Origin of the sequence: Klebsiella sp. BIGb0399 (assembly GCF_003752615.1) — a bacterium.
Lineage (GTDB): Bacteria > Pseudomonadota > Gammaproteobacteria > Enterobacterales > Enterobacteriaceae > Klebsiella > Klebsiella lignicola.
Genome location: NZ_RKHT01000005.1, coordinates 1,387,921 through 1,414,360 on the forward strand (window position 1 = coordinate 1,387,921; position 26,440 = coordinate 1,414,360).

Below are 26,440 nucleotides of genomic sequence, written 5' to 3' on the forward strand. Positions count from 1 at the left end.
GCTCCTGGGGATTTACGGCCTTGCCGCCTACAAGCAACTCGAATTATTTAGGGTATAAACCAGTAATTTGCGAAACACGTGAAAGGTCGATATTGCCACCAGAAATAATGCTGACCGTTTTACGGTTCTGGATATAGCTATCTAACTTCCCGCTCAATAATGCTGCGCAGGCCAGGGCGCCGGCGCCTTCAGTAATCACTTTATTGCGCTGAATTAAGGCAATCATGCTGTTGCGAATTTCATCTTCACTGACCAGCACAATATCGTCGACCAGCTCGCGGACGATTTCGTAGGTCAGGTTGCCGGGGCGAGAAACATCGCAGCCATCGGCTAATGTGCCGGTATTTCGATGCGACGTAATTGCGCCAGCATAATAAGAGGCGGCCATCCCGTGGACGTTTTCAGACTGCACGCCAATAATACGAATGGTCGGGTTAATGGATTTAATCGCCACCGCAATGCCGGCAATCAAACCACCGCCGCCGATGGGCACAATGACGTTATCGACGTCATACAGGTCTTCCATTATTTCCAGACCGATAGTGCCCTGCCCGGCAATCACTTTCGGGTCGTCATAAGGCGGAATAAAAATGCGCCCTTCCATTTCGACAATTTCACTCACTTTGGCGATGGTGTCATTGAAGTTGTCGCCGTGGAGAATCACTTCTGCCGAGTAATCACAGGTGGCGGCAACCTTTGATTTCGGCGCCCCTTTTGGCATCACCACTTTGCCATCAATGCCCAGCATGGCGCAGGAGAGCGAGACGCCCTGCGCATGGTTGCCGGCAGAGCAAGCCACGACGCCCTTACGTTTTTCCGCTTCGCTGAGCGAACTCAGTTTGTTAAATGCACCGCGGATCTTAAACGAGCCGGTACGCTGCATATTTTCAAATTTGAGGAATATTTCACCTTTGCAACGTTCGCTAAAATAATTAGAGCGCGGCATGCCTGTTTTATAAATTTTACCCGCCAGTCTTTTTTTCGCTTCGAGGATATCTTCAATGGCAACCGGGAGATCGTATGTAATGTGCATTAGAGCCTCTTAACCTTGGTATAAAATAATAAAGATGACGTTCAATCCGTATTTGCGGCGTAGAAAGCCCCTCCGCCATTAAGGATCGAATATTTAACCGTAAAGTTCGCCGTAACCACCGACTGAATATCAGTCGATGATCTGAATATTAATAATCAGAAAAGAAAATTTATTTAATCAACAGTTATTAATTGTCTCTTCCTACAGCCATTAAATGCCGAATACTCTTTCGCTAATTCCACCAGCACCGAGGCGGCATTTTTAATACGATAATTCTTCGACCAGATTGCCGCGTAACGGGCAACCGGTAAGGCTTCGCTAATCGGGATGGTAATAAACTGACTGGAGCCAAACGGTGTGGTCATATCGCAGGGAATGACCGTCAGGAAATCAGCATTGAGAACAAGATTATAAATGGTGACGACCGAGTCGGTTTTAACGATGTTTTCACTGTTGATGCCGCTGCGCTGGAGGGTGGTAAGGAGTTCACTGTAGTAACCCATATTGGTTTGCGGCAACACCCACTGTTCGTTCTGCAACGATGCCAGCGTGGTGGTGCCGCTGCATGTTCGGGACTTGTTGGCCACCAGCACAAACTCGGATTCAAACAGTGGTTCCACGTGAAGATCGTGAAGTTTCATCTCGTCGCTCAGCGTGCCGATGGCGAAGTCGAGACGGCCGTCGCGGATCGCCGGGAGAAACGAGGAGAGCTGCGCTTCGTACATCGAGACCTGAGCTTTAGGGAACACCTTTTTGAATTTGTGGATCATGTCAGACATAAAGGTGAAGCCAATCAGCGACGGAAAACCGAAAGAGACATCAACTACCGTGTTGCAGGTCATGCTGTGCATCTCATTGACCATATTTTTCATTTCACGGGTGATCGATTCGGACCACGACAGCAGCACTTGTCCGGTATTGGTCAAGGTGACGCCGGTATTTTTACGCACCACTAATTCGGTTCCGAAATAGGCTTCGATATCATTAATTATCTTACTGACGGCAGGTTGCGTTAAGCCTAATTCTTTTGCTGCTGAGCCGATGGAGCCACTTCTGATGACTTCCTGGAATACCACCAGATGCTGTGTTTTTGGCAGAGTAATCGTATTCATAGCAACCTGCTTCCATTATTTTCTCGACGGGGTGAAGTGTACCAAATGGCGATCAGGTGGTTATGTGAGACCACTCACAAACACCCCCCTCGTGTATTTAGCAGCCCACCGCGAGTAAAAATAAAACCATTCAAATCAAATAATTAGATATTAAAAAGCCGCTTCAGACATGACTTTTATCAAGAATATATGCGGGGATAAAAATATTTTATGGGGATAACAAAGGTTAATTTTTGATCTATTTTTGTGGGTATTAAGACTGATATTTAACCATTAGCCGTATAATTATTCGCCGGCATCGTCATTAAACTGTTAATGTAATTAATAAAATATTATGACAAATAACAGCAAACAGGGTTTAAAAACCGTAAGAGGTCACACTTTTCGCCCCATGTTGTGGCTAAAAAACTATTTCATTCATTATCACGCAATATATAAGACACAATAAACCAGCATTTATTTAACACGTTTATCGCTGCATTATGGCCATAATGCAGCATGTTATTTTTTGATTAAAATCAAATGCAATTTTTCATACGATCAAATAAACCACTGACAGCCATTTGTGCTGCTTATCACAAATTAGAAAATCGATATTCGGCCAACCTCGCTGACGGACAGAAAAATGGCCGCCGTACGGCCATTCACCTATGGCGGCCGATGCAAATATCACCATTGCTTTATGCCAGATCAAACCGCATTCCTTCGGTTCAGGAATTGTCCAGATTCCAACTATGCAAATGCGAATAACGTATTTGCCCTCCCTGAAACCTGTCGGTAGTTTGTAAGGTGTCAACTCCGCGATGAAAGCCATTACTTCTCTATAAATTCAGAGTGTTACAACACCAGATGATCAGATTAGAAAACATTCAAAAGACCTACCCCGGCAGCGCGCATGCGGCAATACGCGGCCTTAACCTGGTCATTAACAGCGGTGAACTCTGTACTTTCGTCGGCCCCAGCGGCTGTGGCAAAACGACCATATTGCGCATGATCAATCAGCTCGATAAACCGGATGCCGGCAACGTTTATGTGCAGGGGGTGAACATCGCGCTGGCTGATATTATTCAGGTCCGCCGCAACATTGGCTTTGTGATGCAAAGCGCCGCACTGTTTCCCCACCGGACGGCGGCACAAAATATCGCCACGGTGCCGCGCTTACTTGGCTGGCACAAATCACGCATTCGCGCACGCATCGATGAACTGGTGGACTTAATGTCGCTGGACCGTCATCTGTTAACCCGCTATCCGCACCAACTCTCTGGCGGGCAACAAGGACGCGTGGCCATCGCGCGGGCGCTCGCCGCCGACCCGTCGATTCTGTTGATGGACGAACCCTTTGCCGCCATTGACCCGGTGGTACGCGAACGCTTGCAGGATGAACTGTTACTGCTACAGCAGCGCCTGCATAAGACCATTGTGCTGGTAACGCATGACATTAATGAAGCCATCCGGCTAGGCGATAAAATCGCTATTTTCCAGGAAGGAGGCGTGCTGGCGCAGTGCGATACGCCAGAGCAGATTCTGGCGCACCCGGCCAGCGAGTTTGTGCAGCGTTTTATTGGTCCCGAACCGAATCTTAAGCGCCTTGGGATGCTCCAGGTCGGTCAGTTGCCGCGACACGATGTCCCGCTGCTGGATGAAGGTTTATCACCGATCGCCAGCGCACATCCAACGGTCGCCAGCCCGCTGCGGCTGGTGCTGGATCAACAGCAGCGCCCCCTGCACTGGTTTGATCCAGAAAAGCGTATTACGTTGCCGATAGCCCAGCCGCTTTCGGCCCTGAACTCTTTGCGCTTTGCCTATAGCGCCCTGCTGGATGCGCCCGGCGGCGTGCTGGTCCATGTCGATAGCAACGGGCAGTACCAGGGCAGCGTCTCTCATATCCTGCTGCGCAATGTGCTGGACGGCGACGTGGAAATTCGCCGCTATGATTGACTGGTCGTGGATTTATGCCAACAAAATCCTGATTGGCGAGCTGCTATGGCAGCATACGCAGTTGGTCACCATCTCGCTGTTTTTTGGCACCGTGTTGACGGGCGCGTTCATCGTGCTCACGCTACGCTGGCCGGTGACCACTCAACCGTTGATTTATCTTTGCGGGGTTATCTTTACCATCCCGTCGCTGGCGTTATTTATTCTCTTATTACCTTTTACCGGCCTGTCGCTCACGACGTCGGTCATTGGTTTAACGGTTTACTCGCTGTTGATCCTGTTACGTAACGTCATCGCCGGCATAGAAAAGCTGCCCGTCGCCGTGCTGGAGTCGGCGCGCGCGCTTGGGTACACCCGCGGATATCGGTTTATTGATATTGAGCTGCACCTGCTGGTGCCCTCGCTGTTTGCCGGGTTGCGGATTGCCTCCGTGACGCTGGTCGGGCTGGTGACCGTGACCGCCCTGATTGGCCAGGGCGGGCTGGGGCAACTGCTGCTGGCTGGATTTAATCAGGATTTTCTTACGCCCATTATTGCCAGCGTGGTATTAAGCCTCATGCTGTCATTTTTACTGGACTCCCTGATAGCCCATGTCGGCTATTGGCTCACGCCCTGGACACGCTAATGGATATATTACTTGCGACGGTTCGCTGGCTTTTACAACCTGAGCACTGGCTTGGCGATACGGGAATATTAATGCGACTGCGCGAACATATTTATTATGTCCTCATTAGCATCGTGTTGTCATCGGTAATTGCCCTGCCGCTGGGTATTGCGCTGGGTTATTGGCGCAAAGGTGCGTTTATTATTATTAATCTGTTTAATATTGGCCGCGCCATTCCGTCATTAGGACTCATTTTATTATGCATTATTGTCTTTGGCTTTAACGACATTCCGGTTTTTGCGGCGCTGGTGGCGATGTCGATCCCGCCGATCCTGACCAATGCCTGGGTCGGTATTTATCATGCCGACCGCCCGCTCTGCGATGCCGCCACCGCGTTGGGAATGACGCCATGGCAAAGCCTGTGGCAGCTGCGCATCCCGCTGGCTGCCCCGCTGATTATCGCCGGGATACGTACCGCGCTGGTCCAGCTTATCGCTACCGCCGTGGTCGCCGCCTACGCCGGCCTTGGCGGCCTGGGGCGTTTCCTGATCGACGGCCTTGGGCAACGCGATTTCCCGCAGGTTATTGCCGGGTCGCTGGTGGTCTCGCTGCTGGCTATCGGCAGTGAATTATGTTTTTCCTGTTTCAACCGAAAATATCGCCGTACCACGCTCGTAGCCGAGCATTAAGAGCCTAATAGAATAGGCCCTGACTTCACCAATCATCTGCATATAAAGAGGCATTATGAAGCATATATTAGGGTTTCCTGTTAATACCCGTCGGTGGCGCTTATCGATTCTTACCGCGGGATTACTCAGTCTTAGTTTCAGTACGCTGGCAGAAAGCGTAACGATCGGCGGCGCTAATTTTACCGAGAGTTCTATCCTCGCGAATATTTATGCCAGTGCGCTGAGGAAAAATAATATTGAGGTAAAAACGCGACTGAATCTCGGCAACCGCGAAATCATCCTGCCGGCATTAAAGAGCGGCGAGATCGATATCGTGCCGGAATATCTGGGCGCGCTGCTCAACTATTATGACGGGAAAACCCTGGCCACCAGCCAGAGCGATGTCAGCGCCGAACTGGCGAAGGTACTGCCTGGCGAATTCACGCTGCTCACCCCCTCTCCGGCCACATCGATTACCGCCTGGGCGGTGCGCGCTGAAACGGCGAAGAAATACAACCTGACGACCTTGTCCGATCTGCAGCCGATTGCCCATCAGTTGACTATCGGAGGACCGCCAGAGCTGGCGGTGCGCGCCCTCGGGCTTCCGGGCCTCAAACGCGTCTACGGCCTTGAGTTTAAAGCGGTGAAGTCACTTGATATGGGGGGACCATTAACCCGTCTGGCGCTGAACTCCGGCAAGATCGACGTGGCCACGGTGATCTCTACCCAGGGTAACCTGGCGAAAGAAGATTGGGTGGTGTTAGCCGACGATAAGCATGAGCAACCCAGCCAGAACGTCGTGCCGCTGGTGCGCAAAGCCAGCCTTTCCGCCAACGTCAGTAGCGTCCTTAATCAGGTCTCCTCCCGGCTTGATAATGCGGCGCTGATCGCGCTGAACCAACAGGTTGATCTGCAGCATAAAGACCCGGCAACCGTTGCCGAACAGTGGGTTAATGCCAATCTGCCAGGCCACTAATCATCACGGCCAGGGAGTGGCTATCAGCAAAAGAGCATGACGATGTCTACAGAACATATGATTTTAAACCTGTTCTTCTTTAATCCCCAGGGCGATTACCGCTTCTCCTGGCGCCACCCGCAGGCTCCGACAACCGAGATTTTCAGCCTGGACTACTATGTCGGGCTGGCTAAAAAAGCCGAAGCGGCCACTTTAGATGCCATTTTTGTTGCAGACCATATTGCTATCTGGGACAAGGTGCCCAGCGGCCTGACCCACTACGCTAACGCGCGCCTGGAGCCCATCACCTTGCTCAGTGCGCTGGCGGCCGTCACCGAACACATTGGCCTGATGGGCACGGCGTCCACCTCCTATAACGAACCCTATAACCTTGCTCGTTATTTTGCGTCACTCGATTTTCTGAGCAATGGCCGGGCGAGCTGGAACGTCGTGACCTCGTGGCTGGAGGAAGAAGCCGCCAACTTCGGCCTCGACCAGCTGCCACAGCACGGCAACCGCTATCGCCGAGCCGGTGAATTTATTGATGTCGTCACCCGGCTTTGGGACTCATGGGAACAGGATGCGGTGCTGTACGACAAAGCAAGCGGCCTGTTTGCCGATAAACAGAAAGTGCATCACCTCGATCATCGCGGTGAGCATTTTACCGTTCGCGGGCCGCTGAACCTGCCGCGTCCGCCGCAGGGCCATCCGGTGTTGGTGCAGGCAGGCTCCTCAGAAGCAGGGAAAGATCTGGCGGCAACGTGGTCAGATATGCACTTCGTGTTTATTCAGTCCATTGAGGAGGGGCTGAGCTATCGCGAGCAGATGAATCAACGGCTGCGGGCCAAGGGACGTGACCCGGCGCATTTTAAGATCATCGCTGGCGTGCTGCCGGTAGTGGTGAATTCTGAGGCGGAAAAAACGCAGCGGCAGCAGCTTAATAACCGTCTGATGAGCGATCGGATGGCTATCGATCTGCTCTCTTCATACCTGCGAATGGATCTCTCAGACTATGCGGTCGACCAACCGCTGCCGCCGCTGCCGGACGAAGAGACCTTCGACGGGATCCGTACCGCGCTGCGGCTGATCCGCCATTACGATCCGTCGCTGACTATCCTGCAACTGGGTCGTTTACTGCTGCAAAGTTCCGATAGCTGGCTGTTGATTGGCAGTGCGGAAGAGGTCGCCAGCGCGCTGACCGAGACCTGGCGCGCCGGTGCTGCCGATGGGTTTAATCTGATGTTCCCGTTACTACCGGGTGATTTTGACCGTTTTGTCGAGCTGGTCGTGCCGATTCTCCAACGCAACGGCGTCATGAGAACGAGCTATCCGCCGGGTACGCTGCGGGAAAAGCTGGGCTTACCGCCAGCGGAAAACCGCTTTATCCATCACCCACCACCGGCAGATCCACGCTAATCCCCGCCCCGGAGAAGCCCGCTTCTCCGGTCACTTACAATTGGCTTACCCCTTGCAGTCGCGCCTCTTCCCGCCATGCCAGCAGCCGGTTATAGGGTGCCCGGGTCAGCGGGCTAAACCCACAGATAAACTGCGCGTCGCAGCGCTCACGATACTGTAGGTCGCTGACCAGCTGTTGCAACGCCGCTCTCAAGCCCGCCAGAGTCTCCGCTGACGTTTGCGGCCCGGTGATAAGCGGTAGCCCTGGCGCCAGTGGGCTTCGCTCAATAACGCACAACCCCTCCAGCACCGCAGGTTCATGGCGGGCCAGCAGCGCCCAACTGATGCAATCAATGGCGGCAATATCCCCCGCGCCTTGCTGTAAATCGATAAGTGACTGTCGGTGACTGCCGCTGAAAATGACGTCGCCAAAAAAATGTCCGTTGCGGGCAAGCGGCGCGATCATCTTTCGCAGCACATTGTAGCCTGACTGCGAATCGGGCGAATTACAGACGGCCCGCAGTCCGTGAAAATCGGCCAGTTGCCGTGGGCTATTTGCCGCACGCGTCACCAGCAGGCTGCGGTATTCGATCCCTTCGCAGCCGGGGGCCCCATAGTGAAAGCACCCTACCGTCTGAACGTCGGGCAGCAAAGTCACGAGCGGGTAGCCGCAGGTCTGGCTCAGCAACAGATCCGGTTGACGCCAGTGGGAGAGTAAATCCGTGGCGGTTGACGGCAGACTCGCGGCAATTCCCCGGGCCTGCAAAAGTTCTCGTACCGCAGCCTCTAAAGCCTGATTCTCCTGAGGGTGAATGGCGTACATCGGTAAATCGACATTATGGCGCATCATGTTCTCCGTCCGGCTTAACGCTTTTGATGCCGGGATGGGCGTTGACCTCCACTGCCTTGAAGAGAAAAGCGCGTAACCATTCCCCGTAGCCTCGCACCAAAAATCCGTGATTACGCTGCTGATAGCGCTCGCGTTCAAGCAGGTAGATTTTTCGCAGGCCGTACCACGGAACGCCGGGCAGATCATGATGTACAGCGTGGTAGTTCAGATTAAGAAACAGCACCCGCCACACCAGTCCGGCCTCATTGATGACCGACCGGGCCAACGGATCGTCTGCGGCCCGGTGCTCAAGGAAGGAACGAATTTTGGTCAGTGCCAGCGCCGGATAACTGACCGCAACCACATAATAGAGCGGTGAAAAATCACAGTGCGCGATCCACGCCAGCAGCCCGGCCAGCAAGCCGAGGTGAATCAGCCACATCGCCATCGCTTTGCCCTGCCGATAGCGAAACGCCTTCACCGCGCTGGCGAGCGTCTGCCCGATATCCAGCAGCGGGGCCAGCAGCAGCCGGCCGATAAAGGTATTGCGCAGATGAATCACCTGACGCTGCCAGGGCGAGAAACGCCGCCAGCTCTCGTCGGTAAAATAGTAGGATTCGGGGTCATCCACCGGCAACGTCAGACGCTCGTTATGGTGGTGCGCCAGATGGGAGTCCCGGTAAAGGCCGTAGGGATACCACACCGCCAGCGGCAGCGTGCCCAGCAGTTGGTTACACCACGCCCGGTTAGTGGGGTGGCCGTGAATCAGCTCATGCTGCAACGACATATACCAGGCAGTAAACCAGATCAGCAGCACCGTCGCCGGGAAAATCCCCAGCGTCTGCCAGTACGTCAGCGTCATAAACCAGCCGCCATAGACCACAATAATTAATAACCAGGTGGGTAATTCACTGCGCCATAGCCAGCGACGGGACAGCTGACGGAGAAGCGCACGTTGCTGTGGATGCAGATACATCGACGTTTTTTTTGTCATGACTACCGGGACTCTTTGTGCGTGACGTTGACCTCCCGACGATGTGAGAAATGAAAGAAAAAAACAAAGTATTTAAATCACTTAGCTTTTGCAGAAACGGAATATCAGACGCTGAGCACACCGTTTGTCAGGCAAAATATGTCACCGGCAGATAACGCCCGCGCCGCGAGCGATACCCCGGTGGCATCGGCCACCGCGGTATCAGCCGCCGGCCGCCCTACTGCTGATTGCCGGCCCCAAACGGCGGCAGCGTCAGGAAGGTGTGTTGCAGCCCTTCGGACCACGCTTTGCGGATGGTATTGAAGTAGGGATCGTTGTCGGTGATGCGGTGCTGCTCGCCGCTGCTGAGGCTGTCGCTGCGGTACAGCAGCGTGTCCAGCGGCAGGCCGACGGAGAGATTACTGCGCAGCGTAGAGTCAATCGAGATCAGGGCGCAGCACATCGCCTGCTCCAGCGATGTCTCGCGGCTTAATACCCGGTCGATGATCGGCTTGCCGTACTTGCTTTCGCCAATCTGGAAATAAGGCGTATCGCTCGACGCTTCGATAAAGTTGCCTTCCGGGTAAATATGGAACAGACGATGGGTTTCACCGGCAATCTGCCCGCCCAGCAGCAGATTGCAGTTGAAGTTGGTGTTGCCGCAGTTCTGCTGGTTGCTGCTGTCTCGCTGAATCACCTCCTGCAGCGTTTTGCCAATCAGCATCGCCGCGTCATACAGCGAACTGACCTGCATCAGATGCGGTTCCTGCTGCGTCGCCATTCGCGTCGTCAGCAGGCTTATCACGCTCTGGGTCGTGGCCAGATTGCCGGCGGATTGCAGCACCATCACCCGTTCACCGTCTTTGGCAAAAACATGGAGCTTTTTAAAGGTCGCGATATGGTCCACCCCCGCGTTGGTGCGGGAGTCGGAGGCAAAAACCAGCCCGTCTTCTAAACACATGGCCACACAGTAGGTCATCGTCGTTTGTTCCTGCCCTTATTGCTGCTGCGCCTGTTGCGAATATTCGCGCACTTCAGCATTGGTTAACATAATTTCCCCGCCGCCGCCCAGCCGGGTACCGCGTACCGGGCAGGCATCGAGATAGTCCAGCCCGGTCGCCAGACGCAGATGCTGGTTCAGATGGCGGGTGTTGTTGGTGATATCAAAGGATTTCCAGCGCCCGTTCAGCCACACTTCCGCCCACGCGTGCATCGCGACGTGCTGGGCATTATCGCTGTAGACGTAGCCGCTGACGTAGCGCGCCGGGATCTCCAGCGCCCGGCAGCAGGCGAGGAACACATGGGTATGATCCTGGCAGACCCCTTTGGCACGCGCAAAGGCATCGGCGGCGCTGTCCTGCACCTGAGTGGAGCCTGGGGTGTAAGGCATTCTCAGCTGCAACTCGGCCATCAGCTGATTCAGGCTCTCCTCCGGGTCGTCGCCGCGATACAGGCGCTGGGCAAATTCACGGATCTGCTCGTCGGCGCGCGTCAGCGGCGTGCTGCGCAAAAAGACCAGCGGCGAGAGCAACTCCGCCTCAAGGATTTCGTTCTCCTCCTCGTCCTCAGCGATATCCACCACGCCGCTGGCGCGGATCGCAATCTCCTTATGCGGGTTGTCGAGGGTTAACACATGCAGAACGTTGCCCCAGGCGTCGGTGGTAGTTATCGCCGAGCCATCCGGGAGCGTCAGCGTCCATGAGCTCACGGTTTGCCGCCCGGTGCTGCGCGGCGTCAGGCGCAGATACTGGGTCGAAAACTTCACTTCTTCGTCATAGCCATAGCGGGTCAGGTGATCGATGACCAGTTTCATAGCGCCTCCAGATACGTTTGTCTGATGCTGTCGGACAGGGCGTTAATGCGCGCCAGCAGCCCGTTGAGGTAACTTTGGATATCCGCGCTCGCCAGATCGTCGCGGGTGCTGAAACGCAGATCGACGTTTAGCTGATGCGCCAGGCGCAGCGGCAGATGGGAGCGATCGTTGGCAATATGCTCCAGTTGACCAATCAGGTCAGAGATACAGGCCCGAAGCGATCGCGGCACGTCATTGCGCAGGATCAGCAGCTCCATCACCGTTTCCCGGCTCACCGGCTGGCGATATATGCTGTTGTAGGCTTCCCGGGCGCTGACCGCGCTCAGCAGCGTGTCCAGACGATAGTATTCGCGCACCGAATCCGGGTCGCTGTTCAGCTGCTGGTCCTTAATCAACAGCAGCTGCGTCGTGGAATAGGCCCGTTCGATTAACGTGCCGATGCCGATAAAGCTCAGCGCATCGTTGCGCAGCAGCGTGCCGATAACCGCCCCGCGAAACAGGTGCACCCGCTCTTTGACCCATTCGAAAAAGCCGTCAGGGCCCAGCTCGCTAATCCCCTGCTGGCGCAGCTTACGCAGTTCAATGCGGGTGGCGTTGATGCACTCCCACACCTCCGCTGACAGGCTGCCGCGCACCGCGTGAGCATTGTTCCAGGCCATCTCCACGCAGCTGTAAATGCTGCACGGGTTGTTGCCATCGAGGGCGAAGAAATTGAGCAGATTGCTCATGGTAAAACGCGCATGCCGCGCCTGAAACAGCTCATGGGTTGAGGATAAATTCAGCGGCAACGCCAGGTCCCTGGACTGCTGGCTGTGGCGCGGGATCATCGATAACTTCCAGGTCACGTCCAGCACCCGGGCATAGCTTTCCGCGCGTTCCAGATAGCGCGCCATCCAGAAAAGTTCACTCGCAGTCCGGCTCAGCATGATTCGTCATCCTCCATTACCCAGGTATCTTTGGTGCCGCCGCCCTGCGATGAGTTCACCACCAGCGAGCCTTCCGTGAGCGCCACCCGCGTCAGGCCGCCGGGCACCAGGCGGATCTCATGACCGGAGAGCACATAGGGACGTAAATCAATGTGTCGCGGTGCCAGGCCGTCTTCCACGAACGTCGGGCAGGTCGATAACGCGAGGGTGTCCTGTCCGATATAGTTGGCCGGGTTGGCGAGCAGACGCTGGCGAAACGCCTCGCGCTCCTCTTTGGTTGAGCGCGGCCCCACCAGCATGCCGTAGCCCCCGGCGCCATGCACTTCCTTGACCACCATGGTCTCCAGATTACCGAGCACGTACTGGAGATCCTCCGGCTTGCGGCACTGCCAGGTTGGAATATTGTTGAGGATCGGCTGTTCGCCGAGATAAAAGCGGATCATCTCCGGCACAAAAGGATAGATAGACTTGTCGTCCGCCACCCCGGTGCCGATGGCATTGGCCAGCACCACTCCGCCTGCGCGGTACACCGACAGCAGCCCCGGCACCCCGAGCATCGAATCGGCACGGAAGGCCAGCGGGTCGAGATAGGCATCGTCGATACGCCGGTAGATCACATCCACCCGACGCGGCCCTTCGGTGGTCCGCATGTAGACGGCGCCCGATTTGATAAACAGATCGGCGCTCTCCACCAGCTCAACCCCCATCTGCTGAGCCAGGAAGCTGTGTTCGAAATAGGCGCTGTTAAAACGCCCCGGCGTCATCACCACCACGCAGGGGTCGTCGACCGGCGAGCTTTCACGCAATGTCTGCAGCAGATAGCCCGGATAGCGTTCCACCGGCGCAATATGGTGATTTTCGAACATCTCCGGGTAGAGACGCATCATCATCTTGCGGTTTTCCAGCATATACGACACCCCTGACGGGGTCCGCAGGTTATCCTCCAGCACGTAATACTGGCCGTCGCTGTTGCGCACCATATCGACGCCGGTGATGTGCGCATAGGTATTATTGGGCAGGTCGATGCCCTGCATACAGGGCTGATATTGCTCATTGGCCAGCACCTGCTCCGCCGGGATCAGCCCGGCACGCAGGATATTCTGATCATGATAGATATCGTATAAAAAGGCATTGAGCGCTTTGACCCGCTGGCGGATCCCGCGATCGATCCTCTTCCACTCTGCGGCGGGAATAATGCGCGGTACGCTATCGAACGGAATTAAGCGCTCGGTCCCCTCATCTTCCCCGTAGACGTTAAAGGTGATGCCGATACGGTGAAAAAGCAGTTCCGCCTGCTGTTTCTTTTGCCGGATAGAGAATTGATCGGTGCTGTGAAACCATTGCCACCAGGCGTTATAGTGCTGACGCTGCTGTCCCTGCGCGGTAAGCATCTCATCATAATAATGCCCGTCAGGAAGCGTTATTTTTATCATGGCCGTCTCCTCCGGTTGTACTCACTTTGGGGTAACCCCGGTAAGAGATAAGCATTTATTATGCCAGGTAGCGGGTCGCGAGATCGGCGTGCAATGCCTCCTGAAGGTGCCGCGCGATTGTGCAAAAAATCACCAGCGCGCTGGCTGGTTCCAGGCCCGTTTTGCACCACCATGAGGCAAAAAACCGGCCGTTTGCGCCATGACGGTTATCGCCCCTTCAGCCATTGTGCATAGTGCTCCGGCCACTCGACGGTCTGAGTACCGGCACGCCCCATGGCAAAACCGTGCCCGCCGTGAGCATACCGATAGAGGCTGACCGGAACCTGATGCTGGCGACAGGCGTCGGCCATGATCAGCGTGTTATGCGGATCGGACACCGGATCGTCTTCGGCCTGAACCAGAAAGCAGGGCGGGGTTTGCGCATTCACATAGCTCTGTACCGACCAGGCGCGGTCAACCGACTCACTGGCATGCGGCCCGGCGAGGATCCGGTGCGTCGCGGTATGGCTGTAGGGCGGCAGCAGGGAAATAATCGGGTAAATCAGCGCCGCCCCGTCGGCGCGGGCGGGCTGCGTATCGAGGGCATCTATCGCCGGGTACGCCGCAAAAGCGGCGCGGCAGGCGGCCATGCCCAGCAGATGTCCGCCAGCGGAAAACCCCAGCAGGCTGACTCGTTGCTCGCGCTGACGGATCAGGCGCAGCGCCCGCTGGGCGTCCTGTAACGGCGCCAGCGCCCCGGCCCGCCAGCCTTCCGTGGGCAGCCGGTAGCTCAGTACATAGGCGGTATAGCCGCGCGCCGTCAGCCAGCGTGCGGCAGGCCAGGCCTCCTTCGCCAGTTCGATATGGCGATACCCGCCTCCGGCGGCAATCAGCACGCCGTGCCCACGGGCTGTCGCCGGTTGCCAGACCGACAGCTGCGGCACGGCAACCTGGCTGAGGGCGCCGCTTGCCGATAGCACTGGCCCGCCGGAAGGGCCACCGCCGCCCGGCGGTTCTCCCGGCCAGAGATTTAATCGCTGCTGCGGAGCGTCAAGGGCCTGAGCAGCGCGGCCTGCCAGCAGCGACGCGGCCCCCAGCAGCAGAAAATGACGTCGATCCACCTGCACCCTCCTCACCCGGCAAATTGCGGCCAGCATTAGCTGCCGATCAGCATAGGTTTTTTGTTTTGCCGTGTCGCCAGCCTGCGGGGAATGGCAGGTAAATTATCTGTTTTCACGCAAAATGTTATCTGCAACACCCCGGACGGCGGATCTTCGTCTAAGGTTTTCTGATGGTCAAACGCAGTGGTAAGACCGTCTGAAATAATAAGGAGAACGCCCCATGACGAGTCAGGTTTCACGTCGCCCCCCTACGCTGCCCTACGCTATAGCGCTGGGAGGCGCGCTGTTTGCGCTATCGACGCTGAGCGCCCAGGCCCTGGAAAATCACCCCACGCCGCAATCCCCGGATATTCTGCTCGGACCGTTGTTCAACGATGTGCAAAGCGCCCGGCTCTTCGCCGATCAAAAAACCTTTGCCGACGCCATTCCCAATAGCGACCCGCTGATGATCCTCGCCGATTATCGGATGCAAAAAAACCAGACCAGCTTCGACTTGCGCCATTTCGTCGAGCTCAATTTCACCCTGCCGCGAGAGAATGACCAGTATGTGCCGCCGAAAGGCCAGACGCTGCGTCAGCATATTAACGGCCTGTGGCCGGTGCTGACCCGCAGTACCGTTGAGGTCGAGAAGTGGGATTCTTTGCTGCCGCTGCCCAAACCGTACGTGGTTCCCGGCGGGCGTTTCCGCGAGGTTTATTACTGGGATAGCTACTTCACCATGCTGGGCCTGGCGGAGAGCGGCCACTGGGATAAAGTTGCCGATATGGTGGCGAACTTCGCCTCTGAAATTGACACCTGGGGGCATATCCCCAACGGCAACCGCAGCTACTATCTGAGCCGCTCGCAGCCGCCGTTCTTCCCGTTTATGGTGGAGCTGCTCGCCAGCCACGAGGGCGATCAGGCGCTAAAAACCTTCCTGCCGCAGATGGAAAAAGAGTACCAGTACTGGATGAAAGGCGCCGATACGCTGGAGCCAGGGAAAGCCAACCAGCGGGTAGTGCGCATGGAAGATGGCGCGTTGCTGAACCGCTACTGGGATGATAATGACACCCCGCGCCCGGAATCCTGGCTTGATGATGTGACCACCGCGAAGAACAACCCTAATCGCCCGGCCACCGAGATCTATCGTGACCTGCGTTCCGCCGCCGCCTCGGGCTGGGATTTTAGCTCGCGCTGGATGGATAACCCGCAGCAGCTGGGCACCATTCGCACTACCAGCATCGTGCCGGTGGACCTGAACGCCCTGATGTTCCACATGGAGAAGGTGCTCTCCCGGGCCAGCAAAGCGGCCGGGGATAACGGCAAGGCGACGCAGTATGACGCCCAGGCCAATGCCCGTCAGAAGGCGCTGGAGAAATATCTGTGGAACGATAAAGCAGGTTGGTACGCCGATTACGACCTCAAGACCCATAAGGTCAGAAACCAGCTGACCGCCGCCGCCCTGTTCCCGCTGTACGTCAATGCCGCCTCCAGCGAGCGGGCCGCGAAGGTGGCCGCTGCCGCCGAATCGCAACTGCTGAAACCCGGCGGTTTAACCACCACCACCGTCAACAGCGGCCAGCAATGGGATGCGCCCAACGGCTGGGCGCCGCTGCAGTGGGTGGCCGCGGAAGGGTTGCAGAACTACGGTCAGAAAAAGGTCGCCCTCGAGGTCAGCTGGCGCTTCCTCAGCAACGTCCAGCACACTTATAACAGCCAGCAAAAACTGGTTGAAAAGTATGACGTCAGCTCGACGGGCACCGGCGGAGGCGGCGGTGAATATCCACTGCAGGACGGCTTCGGCTGGACCAACGGTGTGACGCTGAAAATGTTGGATCTGGTCTGCCCGCAGGACAAACCCTGCGACTCGCTGCCGGCCACGCGCCCGGTCGACAGTACAGCCCAACCGGCGACCGCCACCAGCACGCCCCCCACCACCGCACCTGCCGCCAACGATGCAGTCGCGGCTCCGGCAGCAAAAGCGGCGCCGTAACCCTCTGGCGCGGCGGGATCGCCGCCGCGTCTTGTTCTTCCAGACCAGCCTTTACTGCATTTCCTCCTGAGTCGATCGGCAACGATCTAATTCAAGATGTCTTGATCTCAAGCAATCCACCCATCGCTATATATGTAAATATACAGCGATAATTTAATCAATTTGTTTCAGGATGGAAACATATGCCTCTTTCGCGACGGACGTTCCTCCAGTCACTCAGCTTCCTGCTCTGCTTCCCCAGCCTGAAGGCTACGGCAGCCTCACCTGTGGTTTTCAGCATCGGTAATCGCCCCTCTCCCACCGGTATCCGGCGGATAATCAGCGCAGGCTCACCGGCTGACATGCTGCTGCTAGCCGCCGCGCCGGAAAAACTGTTGGGGTTCTCCTCTTTCGACTTTTCTCGCTTCCCGGATGTACCTTTCCCGGGGGAAATCGCCCGGCTTCCCAAACTGGGCCGACTGGCCGGACACGCCAGTACGCTGTCGCTGGAAACGCTGCTCGCGCTTGAGGCAGATCTGGTGGTGGACTGCGGCGATACCGACGGTAGCTGGCTCTCCCAGGCCCAGCGGATCAGCGAACGCAGTCACATTCCGTGGGTATTGATCGGCGGAACGCTGGCGTCATCTGCCGAACAGTTTCTAGCGATTGGCGAAATCGTCGGCACCGAAGACCGTACGCGGCAACAGGCGGCGCTGGCGCAGAGATTTATCGCCGATGCCCAGGCTTTTTCAACCGGAGCCGGGGCTCGAACACGCTTTTATGCGGCACGCGGGGCTAAAGGGCTGGAGACCGGACTGGCCGGCTCGCTGCATACCGAAGCGGCGGAACTGCTGGGGCTGGAAAACGTCGCTCGGGTTGCCGGGCGCAGTGGGCTGACCCAGGTCTCACTGGAGAATCTGCTGACGTGGCAGCCGGACTTGATCCTGACCCAAAATGCCGCCACCCGCGATTACATCCTGCAGGATCCGGCGTGGCAGAGCGTCACCGCCGTGGCAAAACGCCAGGTTATGCTGCTGGACGGTCTGCCGTTCGGCTGGCTGGATGCCCCGCCGGGCATTAATCGTCTTGCAGGAATGCGTCGGCTGCACGCCTGGCTTGACCCGCGGATACAGCGTTCGCTTCAGGAAGATTTGACCCGCTATAGCGAAATCTTCTGGCACAGCACGCTGACCCCTGCCCGCTACGCCACGCTGATGCATAGCGTATGAAAATATCCACGCTTAGCACGATCTTGCTGCTTGCCGCGCTCCTGACCATTATGGGCGCCTTACTCACCGGGCCATGGGATCTCACCGTCGGAGGTCTGTTCGATCTCCTGTTTGTGCCTGACAGCGCCTCGCTTCCACCGCAGGCCGGTGTCGTTTTCTGGCAGATACGCCTGCCGCGTATTGGGGCCGCACTGGCCATCGGCGCGGCCCTCTGTGCGGCGGGGACGGCCTACCAGGGGATGTTCCGTAACCCGCTGGTCTCGCCGGATATCCTTGGAGTTGCCGCCGGTGCGGGTCTGGGTGCCTGCCTTGCTATCTGGTGTGGCTTATCGACATTCTTTATCCAGTTATTTGCCTTTTGCGGCGGTCTGCTGGTGGTGGCGGGAGTCGGGGCCTTGTCCCGCGTCATCACGCGGCGCGATCCGGCGCTCACCCTGGTACTGGTGGGCATTGCATTGGGAACCTTATGCGGCGCTGGCATTTCATTAATCAAAACCCTTGCCGATCCCTATACACAGCTCCCTTCTATCACCTTCTGGTTGCTGGGAGGGTTAGCGGACATTACCCCACGCGATCTGACCTTTGCCGCCCCGCTGATGATCGTCGGGTGTCTGCCGCTATGGCTGCTGCGCTGGCGCCTTAACCTGTTGACGCTGTCTGATGATGAAGCCCGTTCATTGGGTATTGATGTCACACGTTTGCGGCTGATAGTGGTGGTTTGTGCCACCCTGACTACCGCCAGCGCCGTGGCCGTGGCCGGGATTATTGGTTGGATCGGGCTCATCATCCCGCACGCGGGGCGCCTGCTCATTGGCAGTAATCACCAGCGTCTACTGCCGGTATCAATGGGGCTCGGCGCAATTCTGCTGCTCTTCACTGACACCCTGGCGCGTGGCCTGAGCGCGACCGAGATCCCGCTTGGGATCCTGACCTCGTTTGTTGGCGCGCCGTTTTTCCTGGTACTACTGATTCGTGGGAGCCGCCCATGACGATGCTCAGGGTACAGCACGCTGACGTGGGTTATCCGGGTCGGGTGGTGCTTCGCGAGGTGTCATTTTCGCTATCGCCTGGTTCGATTTGCTGCCTGCTGGGGGCCAACGGCAGCGGTAAAACCACCCTGATGCGATCGATCCTCGGCCTTCTTCCCCTGCGTGCAGGTCAGGTGCTGATCGATAATGTGGATATCAGTCAGATGTGCGCCCGCGAACGCGCACGCGCCATTGCCTGGGTACCGCAAGCGCATGACGCCGTGTTCACCTTTCATGTCCTTGATATGGTACTCATGGGACTTAGCCCGCATATCAGCACCTTTTCCCAACCCTCCAGCCGCGAACGGGATATTGCCCTTGCACAACTGGATGCCCTCGGCATCGCCCACCTCGCCAGCAGAAGTTACGCGACGTTGAGCGGCGGTGAACGTCAGCTGACGCTTATTGCCCGGGCGCTGGCACAACGGTCACGGCTGTTGCTGCTCGATGAGCCGGCCTCAAGCCTCGACTTTGGTCATCAAATTCGCCTGCTCGATACCCTACAACAGCTTCGCCGGCGCGGTATCACGCTGCTGATGGCAACGCATCATCCGCTGCACGCCCTCGCCATCGCCGACACGGTCCTCAGCGTGGAGCCAGACGGGACGACAGACCTGGGTGAACCGCGCACGCAGCTGCAACCGAATAACCTCGCCAGACTCTACGGCGTGACCCCCGCCCAAATCCACCGCCATCTCGGCAACGTTCACTTTGAGGAATGATGATGCTTATTGATGATATTGATTTTGCCCACCTGTACCGACAACAGCTCAAGATTGCCGGACGCACGGAAAAGACCCCCGCCCACTGGGACGCCAGGGCGCAAAAAATGGCCGTCAACTGCGCGCGGCCAGCAGACGGTTATCTCGTACAATTACTGGAAAAAATCGACTTAACCGGCGCCCAGACCCTGTTCGATATGGGCTGCGGGCCGGGTACTGTCGCCCTGGCACTGGCTGACAAACTCCGCGCGGTCCACGGCGTTGATTACAGCCCGAAGATGTTGGATGTCGCCAGAGCGCGCGCTGCGCAGATGAACGTCACTCATGCGCACTGGCACTGTCGTTCCTGGGAGGCCACATGGGATGACATTCCCCGCTGCGATATCGCGGTCGCCTCGCGCTCAACGCTGGTGAGCGATATGCGCGAAGCAATGACGAAGCTCAATCGCCAGGCGCGACTGCGCGTCTATACCACCCACCTTGTCAGCCCGACGTTTATGTCACCGGCCATCCAACGGGCATTAGGACGCGAAGTCATCGAGCTGCCTAACTACATCTACGCGCTGAACGTGCTGTATCAGATGGGAATTCAGGCGCGGGTCGATTTTATCCGCGGCGGTAACTGCCAGGGGGATAACACCACTTTTGCGCGTTTTGAGGAGAACGTCAGCTGGACGCTTGGCGCGCTGAACGATGAAGACCGCGCGCGGCTTCAGCACTGGTATCAGCAACAAGACCCACAAACCATCGCGCCCGCCACCCGGGACTGGGCGCTCATCTCCTGGGATTGCGGAGTGACGGCATGATCTACTTCCCCCAGGCGCTCACCGATGCATGGCTGATGGAGGATATTCAGGGTGGCGACCTGACAACCCGGGCGCTGGGGATCGGTAGCCAGCCCGGAATCATGGAATTTCGTCATCGCCAGGGGGGTTGCGTCAGCGGCATTTCTCCTGCGTCCCAGATGCTGCGTAGCCTTGGCCTGACGGTCACGACCTCCCTTGCAGATGGCGAACAGGCCGCACCTTGCGGGCTGTTGCTACGGGCGAGCGGCAGCGCCAGCGCGCTGCATCAGGGCTGGAAAGCAGCGCAGAACGTGCTCGAATGGAGCTGCGGCGTATCAAACTATGTGTCGCAGATGCTGGACCTGCTGCATGCCCGTCTTCCCGATGCGCACATCGCCTGTACTCGTAAGGCGATTCCCGGCACCCGCCTGCTCGGTACGCAGGCCATCGTTGCAGCAGGTGGCTTGATCCACCGCGCCGGCTGTGCCGAAACCCTGCTGTTATTTGCCAACCACCGGCATTTTTTCGCGGATAACGGCGACTGGGCACAGATGATTAGCCTGCTGCGCCAGCGCTCACCTGAAAAGAAAGTGGCGGTCGAATCCGACACCCTCCCCGAAGCACTGGCCGCGCTGCAGGCGCAGCCCGACATATTGCAACTGGATAAATTTACCCCCGAACAGGCCCGTCAGGTCGCCGGTCACGCTCGCGATATTGCCCCTGCTTGCACGCTGGCGCTGACCGGCGGGATCACCCTGGGCAGCCTGGGGCAATACCTCGATTGTGGAATTGAGTTGTTTATAACTTCGGCGCCGTGGTACGCGCCGCCGGCTGATATTCAGGTTCGACTGCAGCCGAAGGCATCAAAATAAAAAAACTGATAAAGGAATAATAAAAATGAGAGTCAGGAAACAGTACCTTTGTATCTCGATCGGTCTGCTGGTCAGTCAGCTCGCGTGGGCGGAACGCCCGGAAGAGGCAATGACCGTATGGTCCAGCGCCATTCCCGCAACAACGATCAGCATTCTCGGGCAGGAGACTATCCAGAGTCTGGATAAACAGGATGTTGCACACGCCCTTTCGGTTGTACCTGGCGTGGTGTTGCAAAAATCAGGTAACCGCAATGAACTGCAGGTAAAAGTGCGCGGCTTTGACAGCCGCCAGGTACCCGTATTTTTCGACGGTGTACCGGTTTATGTTCCCTACGATGGCAATCTCGATCTCGGGCGCTTTCTCACCTCGGACGTGGCCTCAGTTGAAGTATCGAAAGGCTACTCTTCCTTGCTTCAAGGCCCCAACCAGATGGGGGGTACTATCAATATTACGACACCTCGCCCGACCAAGCCCCTGGAAGCCAACATCGGCTACCGCCAAGGCTGGAGCCGCAGTGAAGACAATGCCTATGACACGCATGCCTCATTTGGCGCAAGCAATGATTTGGGCTATTTCCAGCTCAGCGGCAGCCGCCTGAAGCGCGACGTCCTGGGGTTGCCGCATGGAACAACCAACCCGGTCGCCGGTGAAGACGGCAAAATGACAAATTCGGCGAGCGATGATAAACGCGGCATCGTGAAGCTCGGCTTCACCCCACGAGGCAATGATGAGTACGCCTTGACCTGGATTAAGCAGGATGGCGAGAAACAGAACCCACCCTATGCCGGGAGCAGTTCGCAGAAAGCCCGATACTGGCAGTGGCCGGAGTACGATAAAGAGAGCTACTACTATCAAGGCACAACGCACCTCGGCGAGCGTTTCACGCTAAAAAGCCGCCTGTATCACGACACCTTCAAAAATACCCTGATGATGTATAACTCGCTGGACGATCTGCGTAGCAAAAATGGCATCTACAGCCGCTATAACGATTACAGCACCGGCGCGGGTCTACAGCTCTCCGCCGACGTTCGTCATAACGATCAGCTCGCCTTTGCCGTCAACTGGAAAGATGATGTCCACCGAGAAAAAAGTACCAGTGACGGGCCCTACGATCGTTACCAGGATCGTACCTGGTCATTCGCCAGCGAATATCAATGGGAGGCGATGGACAATCTCGATATCGTCGTCGGGTTGAGCTACGACTGGCGCAACAGTATTGAGGGCATAAAACATGAAAAAAACGGCAGCCTGACCCGCTATGACGGCAACAGGCAGAATGCGTTCAACTGGGAAACGCTGGCCCGCTATCATTTTGCTAATCAGGATACCCTCGCGTTTTCCTGGTCCGATCGCACCCGCTTTCCGACGCTAAAAGAGCGCTACACCACGACTAAACCGGCCAAAGATCAGATTTCGTTGGTCAACCCGCAGCTGAAACCCGAGCGAGCCCGCAGCCTTGACCTGACCTGGAACGGTCATCTTAGCGATAGCTGGGCCTATGAAATCAGCGCCTGGTACAACAGGTCAGCGGACGCAATTTTGTCGATTAATATTGATGCCGATACGGTTCAGAATCAGAACAGCGGCCAGGTCGACTATACCGGTCTTGATCTGGGCATTAAGGGATCGCCGTTGGCGTGGCTGGACGTCGGGCTAAGCTATGGCTGGGTCCACAGCAATCCTAAGCAACAAGACGTGGGCAAAATTACCGGCCTGCCGGACCAAACGCTCAACGCCTGGCTGACGTTTAAACCGACGGCGTCACTCAAGGTTACGCTCTCTGAAGAGGCGCGTTCTTCCAGCTACAGCAACAGCGACGGTTCGCAAACAGCGGCAGGGTTCGCTATCTCTCACCTGCGTGCTGACTATGCCATTGGTCACGGCTTTAGCCTCAACGCCTCAATCAATAATCTCTTTGATACCCGCTACTACTATAGCGAGGGGTTTATCGAAGAGGGCCGAAACTTCTGGGCCGGCGTGGAATACACCTTCTGATTCATTCTCCGCCCTGCGGAGCTATATGGAGAACCCTATAATGACAGATGTTAACGTGGTGCTACGTTCGATACTCGGCAATCAACGCCAGGCGGATGGTTCACTACGCAAAGTCGCATTAAGCGGCAGCGTGTACCTCAGTGCCCATGGTCTGGAGGCAGACAACGGCGTTCAGGAACATTTTGAGGATCCGGACTGTGCATTGATGCACTATGCGCGCGAACATTATGAATTCTGGCGTGAACGATACCCGGCACTCTCCGGGCAGCATCTGTATACCGGTCTGTTTGGCGAAAACTTTTCCACTTACGGGATGACGGAACACGACGTCTGTCCCGGCGATGTGTTTCGCCTTGGCGATGCTGAAGTGCAAATCAGCTGGGGACGCGTTGCCTGTCAGACGATGGCAACGCGCTTACAGGATCCTGATGCGCCGATGCTGATGCACAACCTGTCGCGCAACGGCTGGTTTTATCGGGTTGTCAGGCCCGGAGAAACACGTTGCGGTGATACATTCCGGCTGATCGACCGCTCCGCCACAGAGTGGCCGCTCAGCCGGGTTCAATCGATTATCTTCGGTGACGGCGGCACCAGGGAAGAGCTGCTGGCGCTATCGGCAATGCCCTACCTTGCCGCGCCCTGGCGGGCGATTGCGTTACTACGCTTAGACAGTCGTCCGTAACTCCCCTGGTTTTCGTTCACCCTGGCTACCAGATCTGGTAGCCAGTCATCCCGTCGACTGTCCCGCACGCCCCGCGCTGTCCCAGATGTACTCAGTAAACAGTAACCTTTTCATGGGTTTTGATTGTCACGCTACGCAATCATCACTTGATAACGCAAAGAGTAACAATAATAATTCGCATTACTTTTTTACGAAAGAAGACACTTTCGCCTTTTCCGTAGCGGCGTACAGGAGTACCAGGCTGCGGTTACTCAGGATTATGCCATGATCGCCCGCACCACCTTTAAACGCTCCGCGCTCCTGTGCGCCCTGGCCGCCGCCTTCCCTCTCGCCAGCGTGGCGGAAGAGACCGTGGTCGTCACCGCGCAACCCGTTGACTCCGCCACCGCCCCCACCGAGGGCTATAGCGCGAAAACCTCCGCCGGGGCCACCAAAACCGACCAGCCGTTAATCACCACCGCGCAGTCGGTCTCGGTGATCACCCGACAGCAAATGGATGACCAGGGGGCCAACACCATCAGCCAGGCGCTGGAATATACCCCAGGCGTGTACTCCAGCTTTGGCGGCGGCGCGACCCGTTTTGATACGGTGTCATTGCGCGGCTATCACGGCGGCGACGTGGATAACCTGTTCCTCGACGGCATGCGTCTGATGAGCGATGGCGGGAGCCACAACGTCCTGCAGATTGACCCGTGGTTTATCGAGCGGGTTGATGTGATCCGCGGCCCCTCTTCGGCGCTGTATGGCCAGAGCGTGCCCGGCGGCGTGGTTAACCTGACCTCGAAACGCCCGCAGTTTACTTCCGAAGGCCATTTCCGCCTGAGCGGCGGGACGCAAAACACCAAAGGGGCCGCCTTCGATTATACCGATGCCATTAACGACCAGTGGGCGTACCGGATCATCGGGATGACGCGTAACAGCGACACCCAGTACGACAATACCCGTGAAGAGCGTTATGCCATCTCCCCGTCCCTGCTCTGGCAGCCGGACGCCGACACCTCGTTGTTACTGCGCGCTTACCTGCAAAAAGATCCGTCGGGCGGCTACCACGGCTCGCTGCCGCTGGACGGCACCCGCTACGCGCACAACGGGCGCAAGCTCTCCACCAGCACCAATGAAGGCGATCCGTCCGACGGCTATCAGCGTCGCGAGCAGATCTACAGCTACGAGTTTAGCCATCAGTTCGACGATACCTGGTCGGCTTACTCCGCCGGGAGCTACACCCATACCAACGTCTCCCTCGATCAGGTCTACCAGGTCGGCTGGGTTGGCGACAGCGATATGCTGGCCCGCGGCTACAGCGGCTCTCGTGGATCGCTGGATGCGTGGTCCACCGACAACCGCCTGCGCGCCGACTTCACCACCGGTGAACTGGCCCATACGCTGATCCTCGGGGCGGAATATCACCGCTTCCGCAACGATCTGTGGACCGGTGCCGGCAGCGCCTCGCCGCTCGATCCGTTTAGCGGCTATACCGCGCAAACCGGACACACCGTGACCTACAGCGATAACAATAATCGTCGCTACTATCAGACCGGGATTTATCTGCAGGATGAAATGGTGTGGGATCGCTGGCATCTTGATGTTTCCGGCCGTTACGATCGCATCGTCTCGCAGCAGGTCAGCGATACCTTCGGCACCTCCAGCCGCCGTTCCGATGACCATATCAGCGGTCGCGCGTCGTTGCTGTATGCCCTGGAAAACGGCCTCTCGCCGTACCTGAGCTACAGCCAGGCCATTACACCGGCGATGCTGCCGGGCGCCGACGGAACGCTGCTGAAACCGACCACCGCCGAACAGCTGGAAGCGGGGCTGAAATTCCAGCCTCCGGGGACCCGCGATATGTACAGTATCGCCATCTATGATTTAACCCAGAAAGACGTGGCCACCCGCGATCCGAATATCGCCACCGCCACCTTTATTCCGGCCGGCAAAGTTCACTCGCAAGGGGTCGAGCTGGAGATGCATAACCAGATTACGCCTGAGCTGAGCACCCTGGCCTCCTACACCTGGAACCGCCTGCGCTTCCAGGACACCAAAGATGGCACCAACGACAATACCCCGCAGCTCACGCCGGATCAGATGGCTTCATTCTGGGCGCGTTATCAGTTCCCGGCCGGGATCAGCGCGGGAGCTGGCGTGCGCTATATTGGTAAACAGTGGGCTGATGATGCCAACACCGAGCGTCTGCCGTCGGTAACGCTGCTGGATGCGATGGTTCGCGCCGATCTCGGCGTCTGGTCGCCGTCGTTGAAAGGGGCTTTTGTTCAGGTCAATGCCAACAACCTCAGCGACCGGGAGTATGTCTCCGGCTGCTACGGCACCGGCAACTGCTACTGGGGCGCCGAGCGTAGCATCACCGCCACCGTCGGCTACGACTTCTGATAAACGCCCCCGGT

General features: G+C 57.1%; 24 protein-coding genes. 14 read left to right on the top strand and 10 right to left on the bottom strand.

Going from position 1 to position 26,440, the window contains the following annotated elements; translation table 11 throughout:
- Positions 1-43: 43 nt before the first annotated feature.
- The 3 genes from tdcB to EDF82_RS06920 form a co-directional block, all read right to left on the bottom strand.
- Positions 44-1,033 (bottom strand): bifunctional threonine ammonia-lyase/L-serine ammonia-lyase TdcB, encoded by a 990-nt coding sequence (gene tdcB, locus EDF82_RS06910; protein WP_123754816.1) that lies wholly within the window; start codon positions 1,031-1,033, stop codon positions 44-46.
- A 173-nt stretch (positions 1,034-1,206) separates the two neighbouring features.
- Positions 1,207-2,145, bottom strand: a complete 939-nt coding sequence (gene tdcA / locus EDF82_RS06915; RefSeq protein WP_123754817.1) for a transcriptional regulator TdcA — start codon at positions 2,143-2,145, stop codon at positions 1,207-1,209.
- Positions 2,146-2,677: 532 nt separating this feature from the next.
- Complete coding sequence (locus EDF82_RS06920; protein WP_123754818.1) at positions 2,678-2,959, bottom strand: hypothetical protein; 282 nt, start codon at positions 2,957-2,959, stop codon at positions 2,678-2,680.
- Positions 2,960-2,994: 35 nt separating this feature from the next.
- On the opposite strand from EDF82_RS06920, the gene EDF82_RS06925 reads away from it, so the two are divergent.
- Genes EDF82_RS06925 through EDF82_RS06945 form a run of 5 tightly spaced genes read left to right on the top strand, consistent with a single transcriptional unit; the run spans position 2,995 to position 7,723 of the window.
- Positions 2,995-4,083, top strand: coding sequence for an ABC transporter ATP-binding protein (locus EDF82_RS06925; RefSeq protein WP_123754819.1), 1,089 nt, complete (start codon positions 2,995-2,997; stop codon positions 4,081-4,083).
- Positions 4,076-4,705, top strand: a complete 630-nt coding sequence (locus EDF82_RS06930; protein WP_123754820.1) for an ABC transporter permease — start codon at positions 4,076-4,078, stop codon at positions 4,703-4,705. The genes EDF82_RS06925 and EDF82_RS06930 overlap by 8 nt, the downstream gene beginning before the upstream one ends.
- Entirely contained in the window at positions 4,705-5,373 is a 669-nt protein-coding gene (locus EDF82_RS06935) for an ABC transporter permease (RefSeq protein WP_123754821.1), read from the top strand. Before EDF82_RS06930 ends, EDF82_RS06935 begins: the two co-directional genes overlap by 1 nt.
- A gap of 55 nt (positions 5,374-5,428) precedes the next feature.
- Positions 5,429-6,328 carry an ABC transporter substrate-binding protein gene (locus tag EDF82_RS06940; RefSeq protein ID WP_123754822.1) on the top strand — a complete coding sequence of 300 codons (900 nt, stop codon included), beginning with the start codon at positions 5,429-5,431 and terminating at the stop codon, positions 6,326-6,328.
- Between the two features lie 42 nt (positions 6,329-6,370).
- Positions 6,371-7,723, top strand: coding sequence for an LLM class flavin-dependent oxidoreductase (locus EDF82_RS06945; RefSeq protein ID WP_123755499.1), 1,353 nt, complete (start codon positions 6,371-6,373; stop codon positions 7,721-7,723).
- Between the two features lie 34 nt (positions 7,724-7,757).
- Here EDF82_RS06945 and EDF82_RS06950 read toward each other — a convergent pair whose 3' ends face one another.
- The 7 genes from EDF82_RS06950 to EDF82_RS06980 all read right to left on the bottom strand — a co-directional run bounded on the left by EDF82_RS06950 (position 7,758) and on the right by EDF82_RS06980 (position 14,776).
- The gene (locus tag EDF82_RS06950) at positions 7,758-8,549 is read right to left on the bottom strand and encodes a phosphate/phosphite/phosphonate ABC transporter substrate-binding protein (protein ID WP_123754823.1); all 792 of its coding nucleotides are present in this window, start codon (positions 8,547-8,549) and stop codon (positions 7,758-7,760) included.
- Positions 8,539-9,525: a fatty acid desaturase gene (locus tag EDF82_RS06955; protein ID WP_123754824.1), complete on the bottom strand. Its 987-nt coding sequence runs from the start codon at positions 9,523-9,525 to the stop codon at positions 8,539-8,541. The genes EDF82_RS06950 and EDF82_RS06955 overlap by 11 nt, the downstream gene beginning before the upstream one ends.
- 217 nt (positions 9,526-9,742) lie before the next feature.
- Positions 9,743-10,483: a proteasome-type protease gene (locus EDF82_RS06960; protein WP_123754825.1), complete on the bottom strand. Its 741-nt coding sequence runs from the start codon at positions 10,481-10,483 to the stop codon at positions 9,743-9,745.
- Between the two features lie 18 nt (positions 10,484-10,501).
- Complete coding sequence (locus tag EDF82_RS06965) at positions 10,502-11,317, bottom strand: transglutaminase family protein (protein WP_123754826.1); 816 nt, start codon at positions 11,315-11,317, stop codon at positions 10,502-10,504.
- A complete protein-coding gene (locus EDF82_RS06970) occupies positions 11,314-12,243 on the bottom strand; it encodes an alpha-E domain-containing protein (RefSeq protein ID WP_123754827.1) in 930 nt (309 codons plus the stop codon). Before EDF82_RS06970 ends, EDF82_RS06965 begins: the two co-directional genes overlap by 4 nt.
- Positions 12,237-13,676, bottom strand: a complete 1,440-nt coding sequence (locus EDF82_RS06975) for a circularly permuted type 2 ATP-grasp protein (RefSeq protein ID WP_123754828.1) — start codon at positions 13,674-13,676, stop codon at positions 12,237-12,239. Before EDF82_RS06975 ends, EDF82_RS06970 begins: the two co-directional genes overlap by 7 nt.
- A gap of 206 nt (positions 13,677-13,882) precedes the next feature.
- Positions 13,883-14,776 carry an alpha/beta hydrolase gene (locus EDF82_RS06980; protein ID WP_123754829.1) on the bottom strand — a complete coding sequence of 298 codons (894 nt, stop codon included), beginning with the start codon at positions 14,774-14,776 and terminating at the stop codon, positions 13,883-13,885.
- Positions 14,777-14,996: 220 nt separating this feature from the next.
- Between EDF82_RS06980 and EDF82_RS06985 the strand changes: the two genes are divergently transcribed.
- The 9 genes from EDF82_RS06985 to EDF82_RS07025 all read left to right on the top strand — a co-directional run bounded on the left by EDF82_RS06985 (position 14,997) and on the right by EDF82_RS07025 (position 26,426).
- Positions 14,997-16,748 carry an alpha,alpha-trehalase gene (locus EDF82_RS06985; protein ID WP_123754830.1) on the top strand — a complete coding sequence of 584 codons (1,752 nt, stop codon included), beginning with the start codon at positions 14,997-14,999 and terminating at the stop codon, positions 16,746-16,748.
- Between the two features lie 182 nt (positions 16,749-16,930).
- Positions 16,931-17,956, top strand: coding sequence for an ABC transporter substrate-binding protein (locus tag EDF82_RS06990; protein ID WP_123754831.1), 1,026 nt, complete (start codon positions 16,931-16,933; stop codon positions 17,954-17,956).
- Positions 17,953-18,945 (top strand): iron ABC transporter permease, encoded by a 993-nt coding sequence (locus tag EDF82_RS06995; RefSeq protein ID WP_123754832.1) that lies wholly within the window; start codon positions 17,953-17,955, stop codon positions 18,943-18,945. The genes EDF82_RS06990 and EDF82_RS06995 overlap by 4 nt, the downstream gene beginning before the upstream one ends.
- Positions 18,942-19,706: an ABC transporter ATP-binding protein gene (locus tag EDF82_RS07000; RefSeq protein WP_123754833.1), complete on the top strand. Its 765-nt coding sequence runs from the start codon at positions 18,942-18,944 to the stop codon at positions 19,704-19,706. Before EDF82_RS06995 ends, EDF82_RS07000 begins: the two co-directional genes overlap by 4 nt.
- Before the next feature lie 2 nt (positions 19,707-19,708).
- On the top strand, positions 19,709-20,512 hold the full coding sequence (locus EDF82_RS07005) for a bifunctional 2-polyprenyl-6-hydroxyphenol methylase/3-demethylubiquinol 3-O-methyltransferase UbiG (RefSeq protein ID WP_123754834.1): 804 nt from the start codon (positions 19,709-19,711) through the stop codon (positions 20,510-20,512).
- On the top strand, positions 20,509-21,363 hold the full coding sequence (modD, locus tag EDF82_RS07010) for a ModD protein (RefSeq protein ID WP_123754835.1): 855 nt from the start codon (positions 20,509-20,511) through the stop codon (positions 21,361-21,363). The genes EDF82_RS07005 and modD overlap by 4 nt, the downstream gene beginning before the upstream one ends.
- Before the next feature lie 25 nt (positions 21,364-21,388).
- The gene (locus tag EDF82_RS07015; RefSeq protein WP_123754836.1) at positions 21,389-23,359 is read left to right on the top strand and encodes a TonB-dependent siderophore receptor; all 1,971 of its coding nucleotides are present in this window, start codon (positions 21,389-21,391) and stop codon (positions 23,357-23,359) included.
- A gap of 40 nt (positions 23,360-23,399) precedes the next feature.
- A complete protein-coding gene (locus EDF82_RS07020; protein WP_227540108.1) occupies positions 23,400-24,041 on the top strand; it encodes an MOSC domain-containing protein in 642 nt (213 codons plus the stop codon).
- Between the two features lie 264 nt (positions 24,042-24,305).
- Positions 24,306-26,426, top strand: a complete 2,121-nt coding sequence (locus EDF82_RS07025; RefSeq protein ID WP_123754837.1) for a TonB-dependent siderophore receptor — start codon at positions 24,306-24,308, stop codon at positions 26,424-26,426.
- Positions 26,427-26,440: the final 14 nt, after the last annotated feature.

Coding starts and splice junctions, on each gene's coding strand:
- EDF82_RS06985 (WP_123754830.1), top strand. CDS start 14,997: ATGACGAGTCAGGTTTCACGTCGCCCCCCTACGCTGCCCTACGCTATA.
- EDF82_RS07005 (WP_123754834.1), top strand. CDS start 19,709: ATGCTTATTGATGATATTGATTTTGCCCACCTGTACCGACAACAGCTC.
- EDF82_RS06940 (WP_123754822.1), top strand. CDS start 5,429: ATGAAGCATATATTAGGGTTTCCTGTTAATACCCGTCGGTGGCGCTTA.
- modD (WP_123754835.1), top strand. CDS start 20,509: ATGATCTACTTCCCCCAGGCGCTCACCGATGCATGGCTGATGGAGGAT.
- EDF82_RS06935 (WP_123754821.1), top strand. CDS start 4,705: ATGGATATATTACTTGCGACGGTTCGCTGGCTTTTACAACCTGAGCAC.
- EDF82_RS06950 (WP_123754823.1), bottom strand. CDS start 8,549: ATGCGCCATAATGTCGATTTACCGATGTACGCCATTCACCCTCAGGAG.
- EDF82_RS06930 (WP_123754820.1), top strand. CDS start 4,076: ATGATTGACTGGTCGTGGATTTATGCCAACAAAATCCTGATTGGCGAG.
- EDF82_RS06955 (WP_123754824.1), bottom strand. CDS start 9,525: ATGACAAAAAAAACGTCGATGTATCTGCATCCACAGCAACGTGCGCTT.
- EDF82_RS06945 (WP_123755499.1), top strand. CDS start 6,371: ATGTCTACAGAACATATGATTTTAAACCTGTTCTTCTTTAATCCCCAG.
- EDF82_RS06970 (WP_123754827.1), bottom strand. CDS start 12,243: ATGCTGAGCCGGACTGCGAGTGAACTTTTCTGGATGGCGCGCTATCTG.
- tdcA (WP_123754817.1), bottom strand. CDS start 2,145: ATGAATACGATTACTCTGCCAAAAACACAGCATCTGGTGGTATTCCAG.
- EDF82_RS07020 (WP_227540108.1), top strand. CDS start 23,400: ATGACAGATGTTAACGTGGTGCTACGTTCGATACTCGGCAATCAACGC.
- tdcB (WP_123754816.1), bottom strand. CDS start 1,033: ATGCACATTACATACGATCTCCCGGTTGCCATTGAAGATATCCTCGAA.
- EDF82_RS07015 (WP_123754836.1), top strand. CDS start 21,389: ATGAGAGTCAGGAAACAGTACCTTTGTATCTCGATCGGTCTGCTGGTC.
- EDF82_RS06990 (WP_123754831.1), top strand. CDS start 16,931: ATGCCTCTTTCGCGACGGACGTTCCTCCAGTCACTCAGCTTCCTGCTC.
- EDF82_RS06975 (WP_123754828.1), bottom strand. CDS start 13,676: ATGATAAAAATAACGCTTCCTGACGGGCATTATTATGATGAGATGCTT.
- EDF82_RS06965 (WP_123754826.1), bottom strand. CDS start 11,317: ATGAAACTGGTCATCGATCACCTGACCCGCTATGGCTATGACGAAGAA.
- EDF82_RS06960 (WP_123754825.1), bottom strand. CDS start 10,483: ATGACCTACTGTGTGGCCATGTGTTTAGAAGACGGGCTGGTTTTTGCC.
- EDF82_RS06995 (WP_123754832.1), top strand. CDS start 17,953: ATGAAAATATCCACGCTTAGCACGATCTTGCTGCTTGCCGCGCTCCTG.
- EDF82_RS07000 (WP_123754833.1), top strand. CDS start 18,942: ATGACGATGCTCAGGGTACAGCACGCTGACGTGGGTTATCCGGGTCGG.
- EDF82_RS06925 (WP_123754819.1), top strand. CDS start 2,995: ATGATCAGATTAGAAAACATTCAAAAGACCTACCCCGGCAGCGCGCAT.
- EDF82_RS06920 (WP_123754818.1), bottom strand. CDS start 2,959: ATGGCTTTCATCGCGGAGTTGACACCTTACAAACTACCGACAGGTTTC.
- EDF82_RS07025 (WP_123754837.1), top strand. CDS start 24,306: ATGATCGCCCGCACCACCTTTAAACGCTCCGCGCTCCTGTGCGCCCTG.